Origin of the sequence: Nonomuraea sp. B1E8 (assembly GCF_039871515.1) — a bacterium.
GTDB lineage: Bacteria > Actinomycetota > Actinomycetes > Streptosporangiales > Streptosporangiaceae > Nonomuraea.
This window is the reverse complement of the sequence record NZ_JBDPLS010000010.1, coordinates 215,643-231,669: the sequence shown is the minus strand read 5'-3', so window position 1 is coordinate 231,669 and position 16,027 is coordinate 215,643. Positions and strand designations below refer to the sequence as shown.

Annotated in this window: 15 protein-coding genes and 2 riboswitches; of the genes, 8 read left to right on the top strand and 7 right to left on the bottom strand. The window is 71.0% G+C overall.

Going from position 1 to position 16,027, the window contains the following annotated elements:
• Positions 1-20: 20 nt before the first annotated feature.
• Together ABGA98_RS30545 and ABGA98_RS30540 are read right to left on the bottom strand one after the other, a co-directional pair.
• Positions 21-1,193: an allantoate amidohydrolase gene (locus tag ABGA98_RS30545; RefSeq protein ID WP_347621859.1), complete on the bottom strand. Its 1,173-nt coding sequence runs from the start codon at positions 1,191-1,193 to the stop codon at positions 21-23.
• A gap of 26 nt (positions 1,194-1,219) precedes the next feature.
• Positions 1,220-1,894: an SDR family oxidoreductase gene (locus ABGA98_RS30540; protein WP_347621858.1), complete on the bottom strand. Its 675-nt coding sequence runs from the start codon at positions 1,892-1,894 to the stop codon at positions 1,220-1,222.
• 281 nt (positions 1,895-2,175) lie between these two features.
• Here ABGA98_RS30540 and ABGA98_RS30535 point away from each other — a divergent pair, with 281 nt between their 5' ends.
• Together ABGA98_RS30535 and ABGA98_RS30530 are read left to right on the top strand one after the other, a co-directional pair.
• Complete coding sequence (locus ABGA98_RS30535; RefSeq protein WP_347621857.1) at positions 2,176-3,129, top strand: ATP-binding cassette domain-containing protein; 954 nt, start codon at positions 2,176-2,178, stop codon at positions 3,127-3,129.
• A complete protein-coding gene (locus tag ABGA98_RS30530; protein ID WP_347621856.1) occupies positions 3,126-3,875 on the top strand; it encodes an ABC transporter permease in 750 nt (249 codons plus the stop codon). The genes ABGA98_RS30535 and ABGA98_RS30530 overlap by 4 nt, the downstream gene beginning before the upstream one ends.
• On the opposite strand, the gene ABGA98_RS30525 is transcribed toward ABGA98_RS30530, so the two are convergent.
• From ABGA98_RS30525 to ABGA98_RS30505, 5 genes are all read right to left on the bottom strand, one after another.
• Positions 3,855-4,688, bottom strand: coding sequence for a MurR/RpiR family transcriptional regulator (locus tag ABGA98_RS30525; protein ID WP_347621855.1), 834 nt, complete (start codon positions 4,686-4,688; stop codon positions 3,855-3,857). The two genes, ABGA98_RS30530 and ABGA98_RS30525, sit on opposite strands and share 21 nt — an antisense overlap.
• 57 nt (positions 4,689-4,745) lie before the next feature.
• A complete protein-coding gene (gene hutU / locus ABGA98_RS30520) occupies positions 4,746-6,395 on the bottom strand; it encodes a urocanate hydratase (protein WP_347621854.1) in 1,650 nt (549 codons plus the stop codon).
• Positions 6,396-6,448: 53 nt separating this feature from the next.
• Positions 6,449-8,161, bottom strand: coding sequence for an ABC transporter ATP-binding protein (locus ABGA98_RS30515; protein WP_347621853.1), 1,713 nt, complete (start codon positions 8,159-8,161; stop codon positions 6,449-6,451).
• Positions 8,162-8,342: 181 nt separating this feature from the next.
• Positions 8,343-9,098: a hypothetical protein gene (locus tag ABGA98_RS30510; protein WP_347621852.1), complete on the bottom strand. Its 756-nt coding sequence runs from the start codon at positions 9,096-9,098 to the stop codon at positions 8,343-8,345.
• Positions 9,099-9,158: 60 nt separating this feature from the next.
• Positions 9,159-9,863, bottom strand: a complete 705-nt coding sequence (locus ABGA98_RS30505; protein ID WP_347621986.1) for an FCD domain-containing protein — start codon at positions 9,861-9,863, stop codon at positions 9,159-9,161.
• Positions 9,864-9,987: 124 nt separating this feature from the next.
• Here ABGA98_RS30505 and ABGA98_RS30500 point away from each other — a divergent pair, with 124 nt between their 5' ends.
• From ABGA98_RS30500 to gcvH, 6 genes are all read left to right on the top strand, one after another.
• On the top strand, positions 9,988-11,358 hold the full coding sequence (locus ABGA98_RS30500) for a glutamine synthetase family protein (protein ID WP_347621851.1): 1,371 nt from the start codon (positions 9,988-9,990) through the stop codon (positions 11,356-11,358).
• A 10-nt stretch (positions 11,359-11,368) separates the two neighbouring features.
• Complete coding sequence (locus ABGA98_RS30495; protein ID WP_347621850.1) at positions 11,369-12,715, top strand: aldehyde dehydrogenase family protein; 1,347 nt, start codon at positions 11,369-11,371, stop codon at positions 12,713-12,715.
• An 8-nt stretch (positions 12,716-12,723) separates the two neighbouring features.
• Positions 12,724-13,488 carry a 3-oxoacyl-ACP reductase gene (locus tag ABGA98_RS30490; RefSeq protein WP_347621849.1) on the top strand — a complete coding sequence of 255 codons (765 nt, stop codon included), beginning with the start codon at positions 12,724-12,726 and terminating at the stop codon, positions 13,486-13,488.
• A gap of 9 nt (positions 13,489-13,497) precedes the next feature.
• Positions 13,498-14,190, top strand: coding sequence for a gamma-glutamyl-gamma-aminobutyrate hydrolase family protein (locus ABGA98_RS30485; RefSeq protein WP_347621848.1), 693 nt, complete (start codon positions 13,498-13,500; stop codon positions 14,188-14,190).
• Between the two features lie 53 nt (positions 14,191-14,243).
• A riboswitch (glycine riboswitch) is annotated at positions 14,244-14,341 on the top strand.
• Positions 14,342-14,360: 19 nt separating this feature from the next.
• A riboswitch (glycine riboswitch) is annotated at positions 14,361-14,460 on the top strand.
• Positions 14,461-14,494: 34 nt separating this feature from the next.
• Positions 14,495-15,580, top strand: a complete 1,086-nt coding sequence (gene gcvT, locus ABGA98_RS30480) for a glycine cleavage system aminomethyltransferase GcvT (RefSeq protein WP_347621847.1) — start codon at positions 14,495-14,497, stop codon at positions 15,578-15,580.
• Complete coding sequence (gene gcvH / locus ABGA98_RS30475; protein ID WP_347621846.1) at positions 15,577-15,966, top strand: glycine cleavage system protein GcvH; 390 nt, start codon at positions 15,577-15,579, stop codon at positions 15,964-15,966. The genes gcvT and gcvH overlap by 4 nt, the downstream gene beginning before the upstream one ends.
• Positions 15,967-16,027 lie beyond the last annotated feature (61 nt).

The window sequence follows — 16,027 nt, the reverse complement described above, 5'->3', positions numbered from 1 at the left end:
GGAGCTCGACTTCGTCTCGGTCAGCGACACAGATCCTCCAGCACGTTCGCGAGTGCCACGACTCCCGCCTCGCAGTCTGCCCGTTCGGCGTGCTCATCGGGCGAGTGGGACACGCCGGTGGGGTTCCTGACGAACACCATGGCGCTCGGGACGCCCGCCGTCGCCAGGATTCCCGCGTCGTGCCCGGCTCCTGTCGCCAGGATCGGCGTGGGCGTGTCGCCTCCTGCCACCCTGGCCAGCCGGTCCCTGAGTGCCACGTCGAAGTCGACGACCGGCGTCCACGACTCCTCCCGCACGTCCGCCGGCGCCTCGGCCGTCAGGTCCGCGACGAGGGCGCGTACGGCCGCCTCGTCGGCGCCGCGCGCGTCGAGCCAGGCCGAGACCAGGCCGGGGATCGCGTTGGCGTTGCCGGGCGAGACGCGGACCTTGCCCACCGTGGCCACCACGCCGTGCCGCGCCGCCAGCTCGCGCGCGGCCAGCACCATGCGGGCGAACGGCACCATCGGGTCGTCGCGGTCGGCCAGCCGGGTGGTGCCCGCGTGGTCGGCCCGGCCGCGGAAGTCGAACCGCCACCGCCCGTGCGGCCAGATCGCGTCGGCCACCCCCACGGGGCGGCCCTCCGTCACGAGGCCGCGGCCCTGCTCGACGTGGAGCTCGACGAACGTGCCGATCATGGCCAGCGTCTCGTCGTCACGCCCGATCGTGCGGGGGGTGCGCCCCGCCCTGGTCATGACGTCGGCCAGCGTGTCGCCGTCGTCGTCCTTGAGCCCGAGCGCCCGATCGGGCTCAAGGAGGCCGGTGAGCAGCCGCGACCCCATGCAGGGGACGCCGAACCTGGCGCCCTCCTCGTCGGTGAAGCAGGCGACCCCGACGGGCACGGCGGGGGTGACGCCGCGCGCCTTCAGCAGGTCGAGCGCGGCGAAGGCCGAGACGACGCCCAGCGGCCCGTCGTACGCGCCGCCCTGGCGCACCGAGTCGAGATGGCTGCCCGTGACCACGCCGGGCCGCCGCGGCGAGGGGTCGCCCCACCATCCCCACAGGTTGCCGTTGCGGTCTTCGCGCAGGTCGAGCCCCCTGCGCGCGGCCTCGCCCGCGAACCATTCGCGCAGCTCCAGGTCAGCGGGCGACCAGGCGTCTCTGATGTAGCCGCCGGTCGCCGGATCTCGTCCTACGTGCGCGAGTGGTTCAAGCATGCCCCCACTCTAGTGAATGGACCCATTCAACCCCGGGGCCGGATGGTCAGCTCGGTGAGGTGGGCATCGGAACCCGCGGTGACGGCGGCCAGCACCGCCCGCGCCACGCTCTCCGGGGTGAGGTAACGCTCCGGCTCGAAGTCCCCGCCCTCGAACTCGCGCACGCCGCGCTGCATGTCGGTGGCCGTACGGCCGGGGTAGACCGTGGTGACCCGCAACTCGGGCTCCTCCAGGCGCAGCGCGTCGGCGAGGGCCTTCAACGCGAACTTGCTGGCGGAGTAGGAGCCCCAGCTGGGGTTCACCCGCTGGCCCGCGCCCGAGTTGACGCAGACGACGTGGCCGCCGGCCCGCCTGAGCGCGGGCAGGAGCAGCCTGGTCAGCTCGGCGACGGCGACGACGTTGACGTCCATGGTCCTGCGCCACACGTCGGCGGGCTGGTCGGCGATCCGGCCCAGCTCGCTGATCCCGGCGCAGTGCACGAGCACGTCGAGCCTCTCGACGTGCTCGACGTCGGCCTGCGTGACCCGCGTCAGCTCCGCCGGCCACGGCCGCGCGCCGGGCAGCTCGGCCGCCATCGCGGCGAGCGCGGCCTTGTCACGGCCGCCGAGCAGGACGTCGTGCGTCGGGGCCAGGGCCCTGGCGACGGCCGCGCCGACGCCCCGGGAGGCGCCGGTGACCAGCGCCGTCGGTCGTTCACTCATGAGCTCAGCTTATTGACCGGGGCGCGCCGGACCGTCGGCCCGCCCGCAGCCATGGTTTCGCCGCGAAAAAGGGGAGATTCTGGGCGCCTTGTATGGCAAGATGCGTCAGCTCTCGATCGAAACGTTTCCGGTGCCCGGGAAAGCGCCACGGCGCCCCCGGCACGCGGGCGAGAAACTCCGTCCGGCCACAACCATGTCGCGAACCCGGCCCTGACCGGGGCCGGCAGGCGATCGGGCGGGTCGAGGCGGACGAGTTGCCCTGGAAGGAGCGGGAACCCCCCATGATCATTCAGGCAGACGGCCTGCGCAAGACGTTCACCACCAGGAGCAGGAAAGGCACACAGACCGTCGAGGCCGTACGCGGTGTCGGCTTGGAGGTGAAGAAGGGCGAGATCTTCGGCGTGCTCGGCCCCAACGGCGCCGGAAAGACCACCACGATCCGCATGCTCTCCACGTTGATCGCCCCCGACGCGGGCACGGCCGTCATCGCCGGCCACGATCTGCTCAAGGAGCCCGCCGCCGTCCGCCGCAACCTCGGCTACGTGAGCCAGGCCGGCGGGGTGGAGGACACCACGAGCGCCAGGGCCCAGATCATGATGGCCGCCAGGATCCACGACGTGGCCGATCCGAAGCGGGCCACGGCCGAGGTACTGGATCGCTTCGACCTGACCGAGATGGCCGACCGCCCTGGCCGTACGCTCTCCGGCGGCCAGAAGCGGCGCGTGGCCATCGCGATCGGGCTGGTGCACAGCCCGCCGCTGCTCTTCCTCGACGAGCCCACCACCGGCCTCGACCCGCAGAACCGCGCCAACCTGTGGGAGCGCATCAGGCAGTTGCGCGAGGCGGGCACGAGCGTGCTGCTCAGCACCCACTACCTCGACGAGGCCGACGCCCTGTGCGACCGGCTGATGATCGTCGACCACGGCGAGGTCGTGGCCGAGGGCACCCCCGGCGACCTCAAGCGGCAGGTGTCCGGCGACGTGATCACGCTCAGGGCGGACGACCTCGGCAGGGCCGCCGAGACGCTCGGGCCGCTGGCCCGCGAGACCCGCGTCGACGAGGACGTGCTGCGCGTCTACGTCGACGACGGCGAGCACACGCTGCCCGCGCTGCTGCGGGCGCTGGAGGAGCAGGGGGTCGGGCTGAGCTCGATCGCGCTCGACAGGTCCACCCTCGACGACGTCTTCCTGGCCAAGACCGGCCGCACCCTTCGTGACGCTGGAGCCGACTCATGATCCGCCACACCGTCCTGTTCACCGGCTACGAGTTGAAGAAGTCGTTCAGCAATCCCGTATGGCCGCTGTTCGGCATCATGCAGCCGGTGCTCTATCTGCTGATGTTCGCGCCGCTGCTGAAGACCATGACGCCGGGCGGCACCACCGTCGACGCGCTGCGCATGTTCACCCCGGCGTCGATGATGATGATCGCGGTGTTCGGTTCGTTGTTCTCCGGGTTCGGCCTGATCGCCGAGCTGCGCAACGGCTCGCTCGAGCGCTACGCCGTCAGCCCCGCGTGGCGGCCGGCCATCGTGCTCGGGCGGGTGGCCAAGGACATGGTCGTGCTGGTGTGCCAGGCGATCCTCGTGCTGGTCGTGGCGACCGCGATGGGCGTGCGCATCGGGGTCGTCGAGCTGGTGCTGGTGCTGCTGCTCATGGCGGCCACCGGGTTGTTCGCCTCGGGATTGTCGCAGGGGCTGGCGCTGACCGTGCGCGACGAGAACGGCATGTCGCAGACACTCAACCTGTTCATGTTGCCGATCATGCTGCTGGCCGGGTTGTTCGTGCCGATCTCGTTCGCGCCCGACTGGATGAAGGCGCTGGCCCCGATCAACCCGCTCTATCACGCGGTCGAGGCCGGGCGGGCGTTGTTCGCCGGGCGGCTGTCCGACCCGTCGATCCCGGTGGCGTTCGGGCTGTTCATCGTGCTGGCGGTGCTCACGACGATCTGGTCGATGCGCTCGCTACGCAGGATCGCCGGTTAGGAACGTGCCGGTCTCGTCGGTCATCCGTTCGTACTCCTCCAGGCGCGCCCGGGTGCGCAGCGGCGCCGCGTCGGCCATGGCCTCCACCAGGGCCATGGCCAGGGCGAGCGGCGCCGCGTGGGAGTCGAACACGAGGCGGTCGCCGACGGGGGCGTCCAGCACGATCTCCGCGGGGAAGTCTGGTCTGTCGGTGATGGCGGCGACCCGGAGCCCGAGCTTGCCCGCGTACTCCAGCGCCTGCACGACTTCGACCGGATATCTCGGCAGCACCACGGCCACCACCCACTCGGCTCCCGCCCGGCGGGCCGCGTGCAGCCCGTCGGCCAGCTCAGACCCGCCGTGCGTGAGCAGCCGCACGTCGGGGTGGATGCGGCGGGCGTAGTAGGCGAAGGTGGTGGCCAGCCCGCAGGAGACCCGCAGTCCCACCACGGGCAGCGGCTCGGTGGCGGCCAGCTGCTCCCCCAGCTCCTTGAGGGGGAAGGCCGGCAGCCGCTCCCTGACGAGCGCGAGGTTGCGGATCTCGGCGTCGACGGCGCCGCGCAGCAGGCTCTCCTGCGGCGCCTGCGGCCCGCCGCCCAGCACGAGCGGCCGCAGCGCCTGCCGCAGTTCGGGATATCCGGCGAACCCCAGCACCATGGCGAACCTCGTCACCGAGGGCTGGCTCACCCCGGCCCGCTCGGCCAGCTCGACGCTGGACAGGAAGATCGCCTCGTCGAGGTGCTCACTGAGATAGTGGGCGATCCTGCGCTGCACGGGCGACAACCGCCGGCCGTCCAGCAGCACGCTCAGCCCACCGTGATATCCGTCCGCCACGTCACCTCCAACGCCGCCCGCCCCGCGTTCTCATCCCTCACCCTGGTCACGGAGGGCTCAGGACTCCCGCATCGGGACGCGGACACCGCGGTCGGCGGCCACCCGCGCGGCCTCCTCGTAACCCGCGTCCACGTGCCGCATGACCCCGGTGCCCGGGTCGTTGGTCAGCACGCGGTCGAGCTTCTCCGCCGCCAGCGCGGTGCCGTCGGCCACCGTGACCTGGCCGGCGTGGATGGAGCGCCCGATGCCGACCCCGCCGCCGTGGTGGATGGACACCCAGGCGGCCCCCGAGGCGGTGTTGAGCATGGCGTTGAGCAGCGGCCAGTCCGCGATCGCGTCGGACCCGTCGGCCATGGACTCCGTCTCGCGGTAGGGGGAGGCCACCGACCCGCTGTCGAGGTGGTCGCGCCCGATCACGACGGGCGCCTTGAGCTCGCCGGACGCCACCATGTCGTTGAACCGCTCGCCCGCCAGGTTGCGCTCGCCGTAGCCCAGCCAGCAGATGCGCGCGGGCAGGCCCTGGAAGTGCACCTGCTCGCCGGCCTTTTTGATCCACCTGGCGAGCGCCTCGTTCTCCGGGAAGAGTTCCAGGATCGCCCGGTCGGTGGCGGCGATGTCCGCCGGGTCGCCGCTCAGCGCCGCCCACCGGAACGGGCCCTTGCCCGCGCAGAACAGCGGCCTGATGTACGCCGGCACGAACCCGGGGAAGTCGAACGCCCGCTCGTAACCGGCCAGCCGGGCCTCGCCGCGGATGGAGTTGCCGTAGTCGAACACCTCCGCGCCGGCGTCCTTGAAGCCCACCATGGCGCTCACGTGCCGGGCCATCGAGGCCCGCGCCCGCTCGGTGAACCCGGCCGGGTCCTTGTCGCGCTCGGCCGCCATGTCCTCGAAGGCCACCCCCTCCGGGAGGTACATCAGCGGGTCGTGGGCCGAGGTCTGGTCGGTGACGATGTCGATCTCCGCGCCGCGCGCCAGCAGGTCGGGCACCGCCTCCGCGGCGTTGGCCACCACCCCGATCGACAGCGGCCTGCGGGCGTCGCGCGCCTCGCAGGCCAGCCGCAGCGCCTCGTCCAGCGACTCCGCGGCCACGTCGAGGTAGCGGTGCTCGATGCGGCGGGTGACCGAGCGCGGGTCGCAGTCGACGCAGATGACCACGCCGCCGTTCATGGTGACGGCCAGCGGCTGGGCGCCGCCCATCCCGCCGAGCCCGGCCGTCAGCGTGATCGTCCCGGCCAGCGACCCGCCGAAGCGCCTGTCGGCGACCGCCGCGAACGTCTCGTACGTGCCCTGCAGGATGCCCTGCGTGCCGATGTAGATCCACGAGCCGGCGGTCATCTGCCCGTACATGGTGAGCCCGGCCGCCTCCAGCCGCCGGAACTCCTCCCAGTTCGCCCAGTCGGGCACCAGGTTGGAGTTGGCGATGAGCACCCGGGGCGCCCACTCGTGGGTGCGGAACACGCCCACGGGGCGCCCCGACTGCACCAGCAGCGTCTCGTCGCCCTCGAGCGTCGTCAGCGTCCTGACCAGCGCGTCGAACGACGGCCAGTCACGTGCGGCGCGGCCCGAGCCGCCGTAGACGACCAGCTGCTCGGGGTGCTCGGCGACCTCCGGGTCCAGGTTGTTCTGGAGCATGCGGAGCGCCGCCTCCTGCGGCCACCCCTTGGCGGTGATCGTCGTGCCTCGCGGCGCGCGCACGCTGCGGCTCATGGTGACCCTCCTGAATGAGAGCATTCATCAATGTCACCCGCAGACTACATCGGCTAGCTCACCAGGAACTGGGTGGCCGCCAGCTCGCGATAGAGGTCGTCCAGGCCGACCAGCTCGTCGTGCGTGCCGACCGCGCGCACCCCTCCGCCCTCCATGACCACGATCCGGTCGGCGTTGGTCACGGTGGACAGGCGGTGCGCGATGACGAGCACCGTGGTCTCCGCGGCCACCTCGGCGATGACCTCGCGCAGCCGCAGCTCGTTGACCGCGTCGAGCTGCGAGGTGGCCTCGTCGAGCAGCAGCAGCCTGGGCTTGCGCAGCAGCGCCCTGGCGATGGCGACGCGCTGCCGCTCGCCGCCGGACAGCAGCACCCCGCGGTGCCCGACCGCCGTCTCCAGCCCTTCGGGCAGCCTGGCCACCAGGTCGTCGAGCCGGGTGCGGGCGATCGCGCGGCGCAGTTCCTCGTCCGTGGCGTCCCTGGCGGCGAAGAGCAGGTTCTCCCGCAACGTGCCGGCCAGCACGGGGGCGTCCTGCTCGACGTAGCCCAGTGCGCCCCGCAGCTCGCCCAGCGGCCAGTCGCGGATGTCGCGGCCGCCGATCCTGATCGTGCCGCCCTGGTGGTCGTAGAAGCGTTCGAGCAGGGCGAACACCGTCGACTTCCCCGCCCCCGACGGCCCCACCAGCGCGGTCAGGCCGCCGGGCGGCACCTCGAAGGTGACCCCGTCGTGCACGATCGGCCGGTCGTCGCCGTACCGGAACACCACGTCCTCGAACGTCACCCCGACCGGCTCCACGCTGCCCTGGGCGACGCGGACCGGCTCGGCCGGTTCCGCCGGCAGCTCCTCGATCTCCTTGATCCGCTTGAGCGCGGCCAGCCCCTGCTGGAGCTGCACACCGCCCTGGACCAGCTGCCCGATCGGCGGCACGAGGTAGAACAGGTAGAGCAGGAACGCGATCAGCGACGACACCTCGAGCGTGCCGGAGGCCACCCTCGACCCGCCGACGCCCAGCACGCACAGGAACGCGATCTGCACCGCCATCCACGTCGCCACGCCCGCGAGCGACGTCCACCCGGCGACCTGCAGGCCCCTGTCACGGGCGCGCACCGCCGCCTCGCCCACCTCGGCGATCTCCCGCTCCTCCGCGCCGCTCGCCTTCACCGTCCTGTACGCCTGCAGCGCCCGGTCCAGCACGGCCCCCATCTCGCCCACGGCCTCCTGGGCGTGCGTCTGGGCCCGCTGGATCCTCGGCATGATCAACGCGACCAGCCCGCCGATCACCACCACCACGAGCAGCGTGATCAGCAGCAGCACGCCGTCCATGGCCGCCATCATGACGATGGCCCCGACCAGCATGAACGCCGCGCTCACCGACTCGACGATGCCGTTGGTCAGCACGGCGCGCAGCAGCGTCGTGTCGCTGGTCACCCGCGACATCAGGTCACCGGGCTTGAGCCGGTCGACGTCGGCGACCTTGAGGCGCAACATCCGGTCCACGAGCCCGCGCCTGGCGCCGAGCACGATGCCCTCGCCCGTGCGCTCCATCAGGTAACTGCCACCGGCCGACACGACCGCGCCCACCAGCACCGCGGCGGTGAGCCCTAACAGCGGCCCGGCCATCGACGTGTTCTGGCCGAACGCGTCGACGACGTACTTGGCCAGCAACGGCATCGCCAGACCCGCCACCGAGCCGATCAGGCCCAGCAGGCCGCCCAGGAACAGGACCTTCCTGTGCGGGCGTACGTAGGCGAGCAACTCCTTGATCACCGCAACCCCCTTCACGACATTTCTCGACTTTGCTCCAACGAACGGGAGCCTTCGATCGGCACCGATCCGCCAGCGTCAACTTAAATTGACGACCTTAGTATGTCAACTTCAGTTGACAGCTTCGCCGCGAGGAGGAGACGACCGGGGTGGGACATCGGATTTTCGCGACCTCGCGGGCGTTCTACGGCCTCAACCGCCCGCGCCGCGTGGACGGCAGATCGTGCCGCCCTGAGAGGAACTCCTGGAAGGCGATCTTGGCCTTGATCACCGGCCGCCGCCAGCGTTCCTCCCGGTGGATCGCCTTGGCCATCTTGCGCGGTGACTTGCCGGTGAAGAACCAGTGGGCCCAGGGCGAGCCGGGCCGCGCCAGGCGGAACGCGCCCACCAGCAGCATGGGCGGGATGAACAGCCCCGCCATCCCGGTCCAGATCTTGCCCTTGAGCAGGGTGACGACGGCCAGGGCCAGGTTGGCGATGATGAGCACGGCGGGGTTGACCAGGGTGCCGTAGTCCCAGGTGAGCGGGCGCAACCCCATGAGGAGCAGGCCGGTGACGGCGACCGCGATGAAGACGGCGTCCACCGAGGTGCGCCCCTCCTCCTCCCAGTAGACGTCGTGCAGGTGCAGGATCAGTGCGAACTCGTCCAGCACCAGCGCCGATCCGATGCCGAACACGCACGCCGCGGCCGCCGTGCCCACCTGCGACGCGGGCGGGACGATGAGGCCGGCGACCCCGCCGGCCATCATCAGCACGACGCCGAACACGACGTGGTGGATGTGCATCTCGCCCACGCTCACGTTGCGGAACCAGCCGATCTTCGCCCTGATCAGGCGGACGTTGATGCGCGTGGCGATGAAGGCGACGATGAGCGCCACGAAGTAACAGAACAGCGGCAGCCGTCCCGTGGCGACGATGGTGTGCTGAAACCAGTTCCCCATGATGCTGCAACTGATGCTACGAGCCCATGGGCCCTGATGGCGCGCAACCGGCGGCGACTCTCAGGCCAGAAACGCGCGCAGAAGGGCCGCCGTGCCCTCCAGGTGCTCGGCCACCGCCTGCCGGGCCGCGTCGGGGTCGCCCGCCAGGATGGCGTCGACGATGGCCTGGTGCTGCACGGCGGCGTGGTCGAGGTTGACCTGGAGCATGGGGATGGCGTTGAGCAGGTCGCTGACCCGCGAGCGCGCGTCCGCGCAGGTCGTGGCGAGCAGGGGTGAGCCCGTCAGCTCGGCGATCGACAGGTGGAAGGCGGTGTCGAGCCGGCGGTAGTCGTCGAGGCCGGCCTCGTTCACGTCGGCGAGCCGGCGTACGAGCAGCGCCCGCTGCTCCTCCGCCGGCCGGGACATCGCCAGCACCTGGGCCGCCCCGCACTCGACCGCCAGGCGGAAGGTGAGGGCGTCCGACAGGTCGGCCATGCCCATCTCCTCGACGGCCTCGCGCAGGTGGCCGGCGTCCGGCTGGGGCGGCGCGTACGTGACGAACGCGCCGCCGTACCGGCCTCTGCGCACGTCGAGGTAGCCCGCGTCGGACAGCGCCCGGATGGCCTCGCGCAGCGTCACCCTGCTGATGCCGAGCCTGACGGCCAGCTCGCGCTCGGGGGGAAGCTTGTCGCCCGGCGCGACCAGGCCGAGCTTGATGGCCTGGAGCAGGCGTTCCACGGTCTCCTCGAAGGCGTTGCCGGCCCGGACCGGGCGCAGCACCGTCATCAAACGCGCCGACTCGTCCAACGTGTCCTCAGGTCTTGACAAGGGATCCCGCCATACACATCAATGGTCTAAGACTAGCCCAATCAACGGGGACGCGTGTCAGCGCAGATCGGAGCGGCGTAGCGTGAGCGAGGGAGCGAGCACCGGATACCTTTCCGTCAGCGAGCTGCGCGACGAGGTGGCGTCCGGGCGGATCGACACCGTGCTGCTCGCGATCGCCGACATGCAGGGCAGGTTGCAGGGCAAGAGGCTGTCCGCACGCTATTTCCTCGACGAGGTGCTGCACCACGGCTCCGAGGGGTGCAACTACCTGCTCGCGGTCGACGTGGACATGAACACCGTCTCCGGCTACGCGATGTCGTCCTGGGAGCGCGGATACGGCGACTTCGTGATGAGACCCGACCTGACGACGTTGCGCCGGGTGCCGTGGCAGGAGGGCACCGCCCTGCTGATGGCCGACCTGACGTGGGAGGACGGCGGCGACGTGCCGCCCTCGCCGCGCCAGATCCTGCGCAGGCAGCTGGCCCGCCTCGCGGAGCGCGGGCTGGCCGCGTACGTCGGCACCGAGTTGGAGTTCTGCGTCTACGACGACACCTACGAGCAGGCGTGGCAGCGCGGCTACCGCGACATGTCGCCCGCCAACCTCTACAACGTCGACTACTCGCTGCTGGGGACCGCCCGCATCGAGCCCCTGCTCAGGCGGATCAGGCGGGACATGGAGGGCGCCGGGCTCTACGTCGAGTCCGCGAAGGGCGAGTGCAACCTGGGCCAGCACGAGATCGCCTTCCGCTACGCCGAGGCGCTGAAGACCTGCGACAACCACGCCATCTACAAGAACGGCGCCAAGGAGATCGCCGCCCAGGAGGGCAAGTCGATCACCTTCATGGCCAAGCCGAACCAGCGCGAGGGCAACTCCTGCCACATCCACATCTCGCTCAGGAGCCTCGACGGCGACCCCGTCATGGCCGGGCCGGGGCCGTACGGGCTCTCGCAGCTCGGCGCCCGCTTCATCGCCGGGCAGCAGGCCTGCCTGCGCGAGCTCACCCTGCTGTACGCCCCCAACATCAACTCCTACAAGCGTTACACGCCGGGCAGCTTCGCCCCCACGGCGATCAAGTGGGGTGTCGACAACCGCACCTGCGCGCTCAGGCTCGTCGGCCACGGGCCGTCGCTGCGGATCGAGAACCGCGTGCCGGGCGGCGACGTCAACCCGTACCTGGCGGTGGCGGGGCTGGTGGCGGCCGGGCTGCACGGCATCGACAACGAGCTGCCGCTGGAGGACGCGTTCGAGGGCAACGCCTACGACTCGGGCGCGGAGACCGTGCCGCACACGCTGCGCGACGCGCTCCCCCTGTTCGAGGGGTCGAAGCTGGCGCGCGAGGCGTTCGGCGAGGACGTCGTCGAGCACTACGCGAACAACGCGCGCGTGGAGCTGGCGGCGTTCGACGCGGCGGTGACGGACTGGGAGATGTTCCGTGGTTTCGAGCGAATGTGACGGGTGACCGATGAAGATCGTCAATCCGGCGACGGAGGACGTCATCGCCGACGTCGAACTCGCCGACGCGGCCGAGATCGACCGGGCGGTGGAGCGGGCCAGGAAGGCGTACGCCGCCTGGCGGCAGGTGGCGCCCGGTGACCGGGCGCGGCTGCTGAGGAGGTTCGCCGACCTGGTGGGCGAGCACGGCGAGGAGCTGGCGCGGCTGGAGCTGGCCAACGCCGGGCACCCGATCGGCAACGCCCGCTGGGAGGCGGGCGCCGTACGCGACGTGCTGCACTTCTACGCCGGGGCGCCCGAGCGCGACCACGGCAAGCAGATCCCGGTGCCCGGCGGCGTGGATGTGACCTTCCAGGAGCCGCTGGGCGTGGTGGGCGTCATCGTGCCGTGGAACTTCCCCATGCTGATCATGTCGTGGGGGGTGGCCCCGGCGCTGGCGGCCGGCAACACGGTGATCGTCAAGCCGGCCGAGTGGACTCCGCTGACCGCGCTGAGGCTGGCCGAGCTGGCCCTGGCGGCGGGCCTGCCCGAGGGAGTGCTCCAGGTGTTGCCCGGGGCGGGGGAGGTCGCGGGCGCCCGGCTGGTGGAGCACCCCGACGTGGCCAAGATCGTGTTCACCGGTTCGACCGAGGTGGGCAAGGAGATCGCGGCCAAGGCGGCGGCCCAGGTCAAGCGGGTCACGCTGGAGCTAGGCGGCAAGTCCGCAAATATCATCTTTGCGGACGCCGATCTCGACAGAGCGGCACAAGCGGCCCCCTACGCGGTCTTCGACAACGCCGGACAGGACTGCTGCGCCAGGTCCCGGCTGCTCGTCCAGGCAAGCGTGTACGACGCCTTCATGGAGCGCCTCTCCGAGGCCGTACGCGGCGTCGTCGTCGGCGACCCCCGCGACGAGAGCACCGAGATGGGCCCGCTGATCAGCGCCGAGCACCTCGACCGCGTGCGCGGCTTCGTCCAGGACGGCGCCCCCTACCTCCAGGGGTCGTGCCCCGGCGGCAAGGGCTACTGGTTCCCGCCGACCGTGCTCACCCCGGACGTCACCGACCGTGCGTTCACCGAAGAGATCTTCGGGCCGGTCGTGTCGGTGGCGCCCTTCGAGGACGAGGCGGACGCCGTACGCATCGCCAACGACACCCCCTACGGGCTGAGCGGCTCCATCTGGACCCGCGACGTCGGGCGCGCGCTCCGCGTGTCCAGAGCGGTCGAGGCGGGCGCCCTGTCGGTGAACTCCAACGCGTCGGTCCGCTACTGGACCCCGTTCGGCGGGTTCAAGCAGTCAGGGCTGGGCCGGGAGCTCGGCCCCGACGCCCTGGCGGCGTTCACGGAGACCAAGAACGTCTTCATCTCCTGGGAGTGAGGCAGCACGTGAAGAGACTGCAGGATCGGGTGGCTGTGATCACCGGCGCGGGCGGCGGCATCGGGCTGGCCACCGCGCGCAGGTTCGCCGAAGAGGGCGCCAGGGTGGTCTGCGCCGACCTCGACGAGGAGGCGGGCGTCAAGGCCGCGAACGAGGTCGGCGGCCTGTTCGCGCGCGTCGACGTGGCCGACGAGGACGACGTCGCCCGGATGTTCCGTACGGCGTTCGACACCTACGGCAGCGTGGACATCGCCTTCAACAACGCCGGCATCTCGCCGCCCGACGACGACTCGATCCTGGAGACCGGCATCGACGCGTGGCGCCGCGTCCAGGACGTGAACCTGACCAGCGTCTACCTGTGCTGCAAGCACGCCATCCCGTACATGCGGCGCCAGGGCAAGGGCTCGATCATCAACACCGCGTCGTTCGTGGCCGTCATGGGCTCGGCGACCTCGCAGATCTCCTACACGGCGTCCAAGGGCGGGGTGCTGGCGATGTCGCGCGAGCTGGGCGTGCAGTTCGCCCGCGAGGGCATCCGGGTGAACGCGCTGTGCCCAGGGCCGGTGAACACGCCGCTGCTGCGGGAGTTGTTCGCGAAAGACCCCGAGCGGGCGCAGCGGCGTCTGGTGCACGTCCCGGTCGGGCGCTTCGCCGAGGCGTCGGAGATCGCGGCGGCGGTCGCGTTCCTGGCCAGCGACGACGCGTCGTTCATCACGGGCAGCGAGTTCCTGGTGGACGGCGGCATCTCCGGCGCCTACGTCACGCCGCTCTAGGAGGTCATCGTGCGACGTCCCGTCATCGGGGTCACGTGTTACGTGGAGCCGGCGACGTTCACGGTCTGGCAGGACATGCCGGTCGCGCTCCTGCCGTACATGTACGTCGAGCAGGTCGTCCGGGCCGGCGGCCAGCCGGTCGTGCTGCCGCCCGCGGGGGACGCCGCGCAGGTGGTGAGCCGCCTCGACGGGCTCGTCCTGGCCGGGGGCGGCGACATCGATCCGGCGAGGTACGGCGAGACGCCGGAGGAGCGTACCGGCTATATCCGCAAATTTCGTGACCAGGCCGAGTTCGCCGTGCTGGCCGCAGCCCTCGACGCCGGACTACCCTTCCTCGGCATCTGCCGGGGCCTCCAGGTGCTCAACGTGGCCCTCGGCGGCACCCTCCACCAGCACCTGCCCGACGTGGTCGGCCACACGGGCCACTCCCCCGCGCCCGGACGTTTCGGTCACCTGCCCATCACCCCCGTCCCCGGCACCCGGCTGGCCAAGGCGCTGGGCACGGCGCCCGTGACGGTGCCGCACTATCACCACCAGGCCGTCGACCGGCTCGCCCCCGGCCTCACCGTGACCGCGACCGCCGCCGACGGCACCGTCGAAGGGGTGGAGCTGGACTCGGGACCGTTCACCGTTGCGGCGCAGTGGCATCCGGAGGCGGCCGAGGACCACGCCCTCTTCGAGGCCCTGGTGGCCGCCTGCTGACGAGCGAACGCGACAAGACCCCCAAATCACTACTAGGCTGGCGGGACACACCAGCAAACCGTGCGGGAGAGCACCCTGACAGCCGGTCAGGGTCCCTGAAGGAGCAAGCCCTCCCCGCGAACCTCTCAAGGCAAAGGACCGCACGGCTGACCAGGAGCACGTCTCCTCGGAAGGTGACCTCTGGAAAGCAGGCCCGCAGGGCCTCGCCGAAGGTGAAAGTCCGGCAAAACTCGGGCGAAGCTCTCAGGCATCGATGACAGAGGGGGAGGATGCTGGCATCCAATCCTGTCCTGAGGTGCGATAAATGTCCCGACCTACTCCGCTACGAGACGTGCACGAAAGCCTCGGCGCGACGCTGACCGACTTCGCGGGCTGGCTCATGCCACTCCGGTACGGGAGCGAGTCCGCGGAGCACAGGGCCGTCCGCGAGGCCGCCGGGCTGTTCGACCTCTCGCACATGGGCGAGATCTTCGTGACCGGGCCGCAGACCGCCGCCGCGCTGGACTACGCGCTGGTCGGCAACATGTCGGCCGTGGCGCCCGGACGAGCGAGATACACCATGATCGTCAACGAGCGGGGCGGGGTGCTGGACGACCTCATCGTCTACCGGCTCGGGGACGAGGAGTTCATGGTCGTCGCGAACGCCTCGAACTACGAGAAGGTCGCCGGCGAGCTGGAGAGCCGCTCCAAGGCGTACGACGCCGTGGTCGACGACCGTTCGCAGCAGTACGCGCTGATCGCCGTCCAGGGACCCCGCTCCCAGGAGATCCTCGCCACGCTCACCGACGCCGACCTGGCCGGGCTCAAGTACTACGCGGGCCTGCCAGGGCTGGTCGACGGGCGGCAGGCGCTCATCGCGCGCACCGGCTACACCGGCGAGGACGGGTTCGAGCTGTTCGTGGCCGTCCAGGACGCGGTGCCGCTCTGGCACGCGCTCGTGGCCGCGGGCGAGCCGTACGGGCTCAAGCCCGCCGGACTGTCCAGCCGCGACACGCTCAGACTCGAAGCCGGCATGCCCCTGTACGGCAACGAGCTGAGCGCCGAGCTGACCCCGTTCGACGCGGGGCTGGGCAGGGTGGTGAAATTCGACAAGCCGGGCGACTTCGTCGGCAGGTCGGCGCTCGAGGCGGTCAAGGACGATCCGCCGCGGCGCCGTCTCGTCGGTCTGGTCGCCCGGGGCCGCCGGGTGCCGCGCCACGGCTACCCGGTCACCAAGGACGGCGCCGTCGTCGGCGAGGTCACCAGCGGTGCGCCCTCCCAGACCCTGGGCAAGCCCATCGCGCTGGCCTACGTGGACACCGGCGCCGACTCAGGCCTGGCTGTGGACATCCGGGGCAGCCATGAACCCATGGACCTGGTCGAGCTGCCCTTTTACAGGAGGAACAAGTGAGCAACATCCCTGACGACCTGAGCTACACCAAGGAACACGAGTGGGTTTCCGGGGTCGAGGACGGCCTCACCGTGACCGTCGGCATCACGGCCTACGCCGCCGACGCCCTTGGTGACGTCGTCTTCGTGCAGCTCCCCGAGATCGGTTCGATCACCGAGCCGGGCGACTCCGTCGGCGAGGTCGAGTCGACCAAGTCGGTCAGCGAGATCTACACGCCCGTCGGCGGCGAGATCGTCGAGGTCAACCAGGCCATCGTGGACGACCCGAGCCTGGCCAACAGCGACCCGTACGGCGAGGGCTGGATGTTCCGGGTGCGCATGGAGGGCGACCCGGAGGACCTGCTCTCCGCCGAGGAGTACGCCGCGCTCACCTCGGGCGAGTCCTGACCCTGCCGGGTCTCATCGGCTGACGCCGGGGCCCGCGTCCGGGCCCCGGCACTCATGAAGG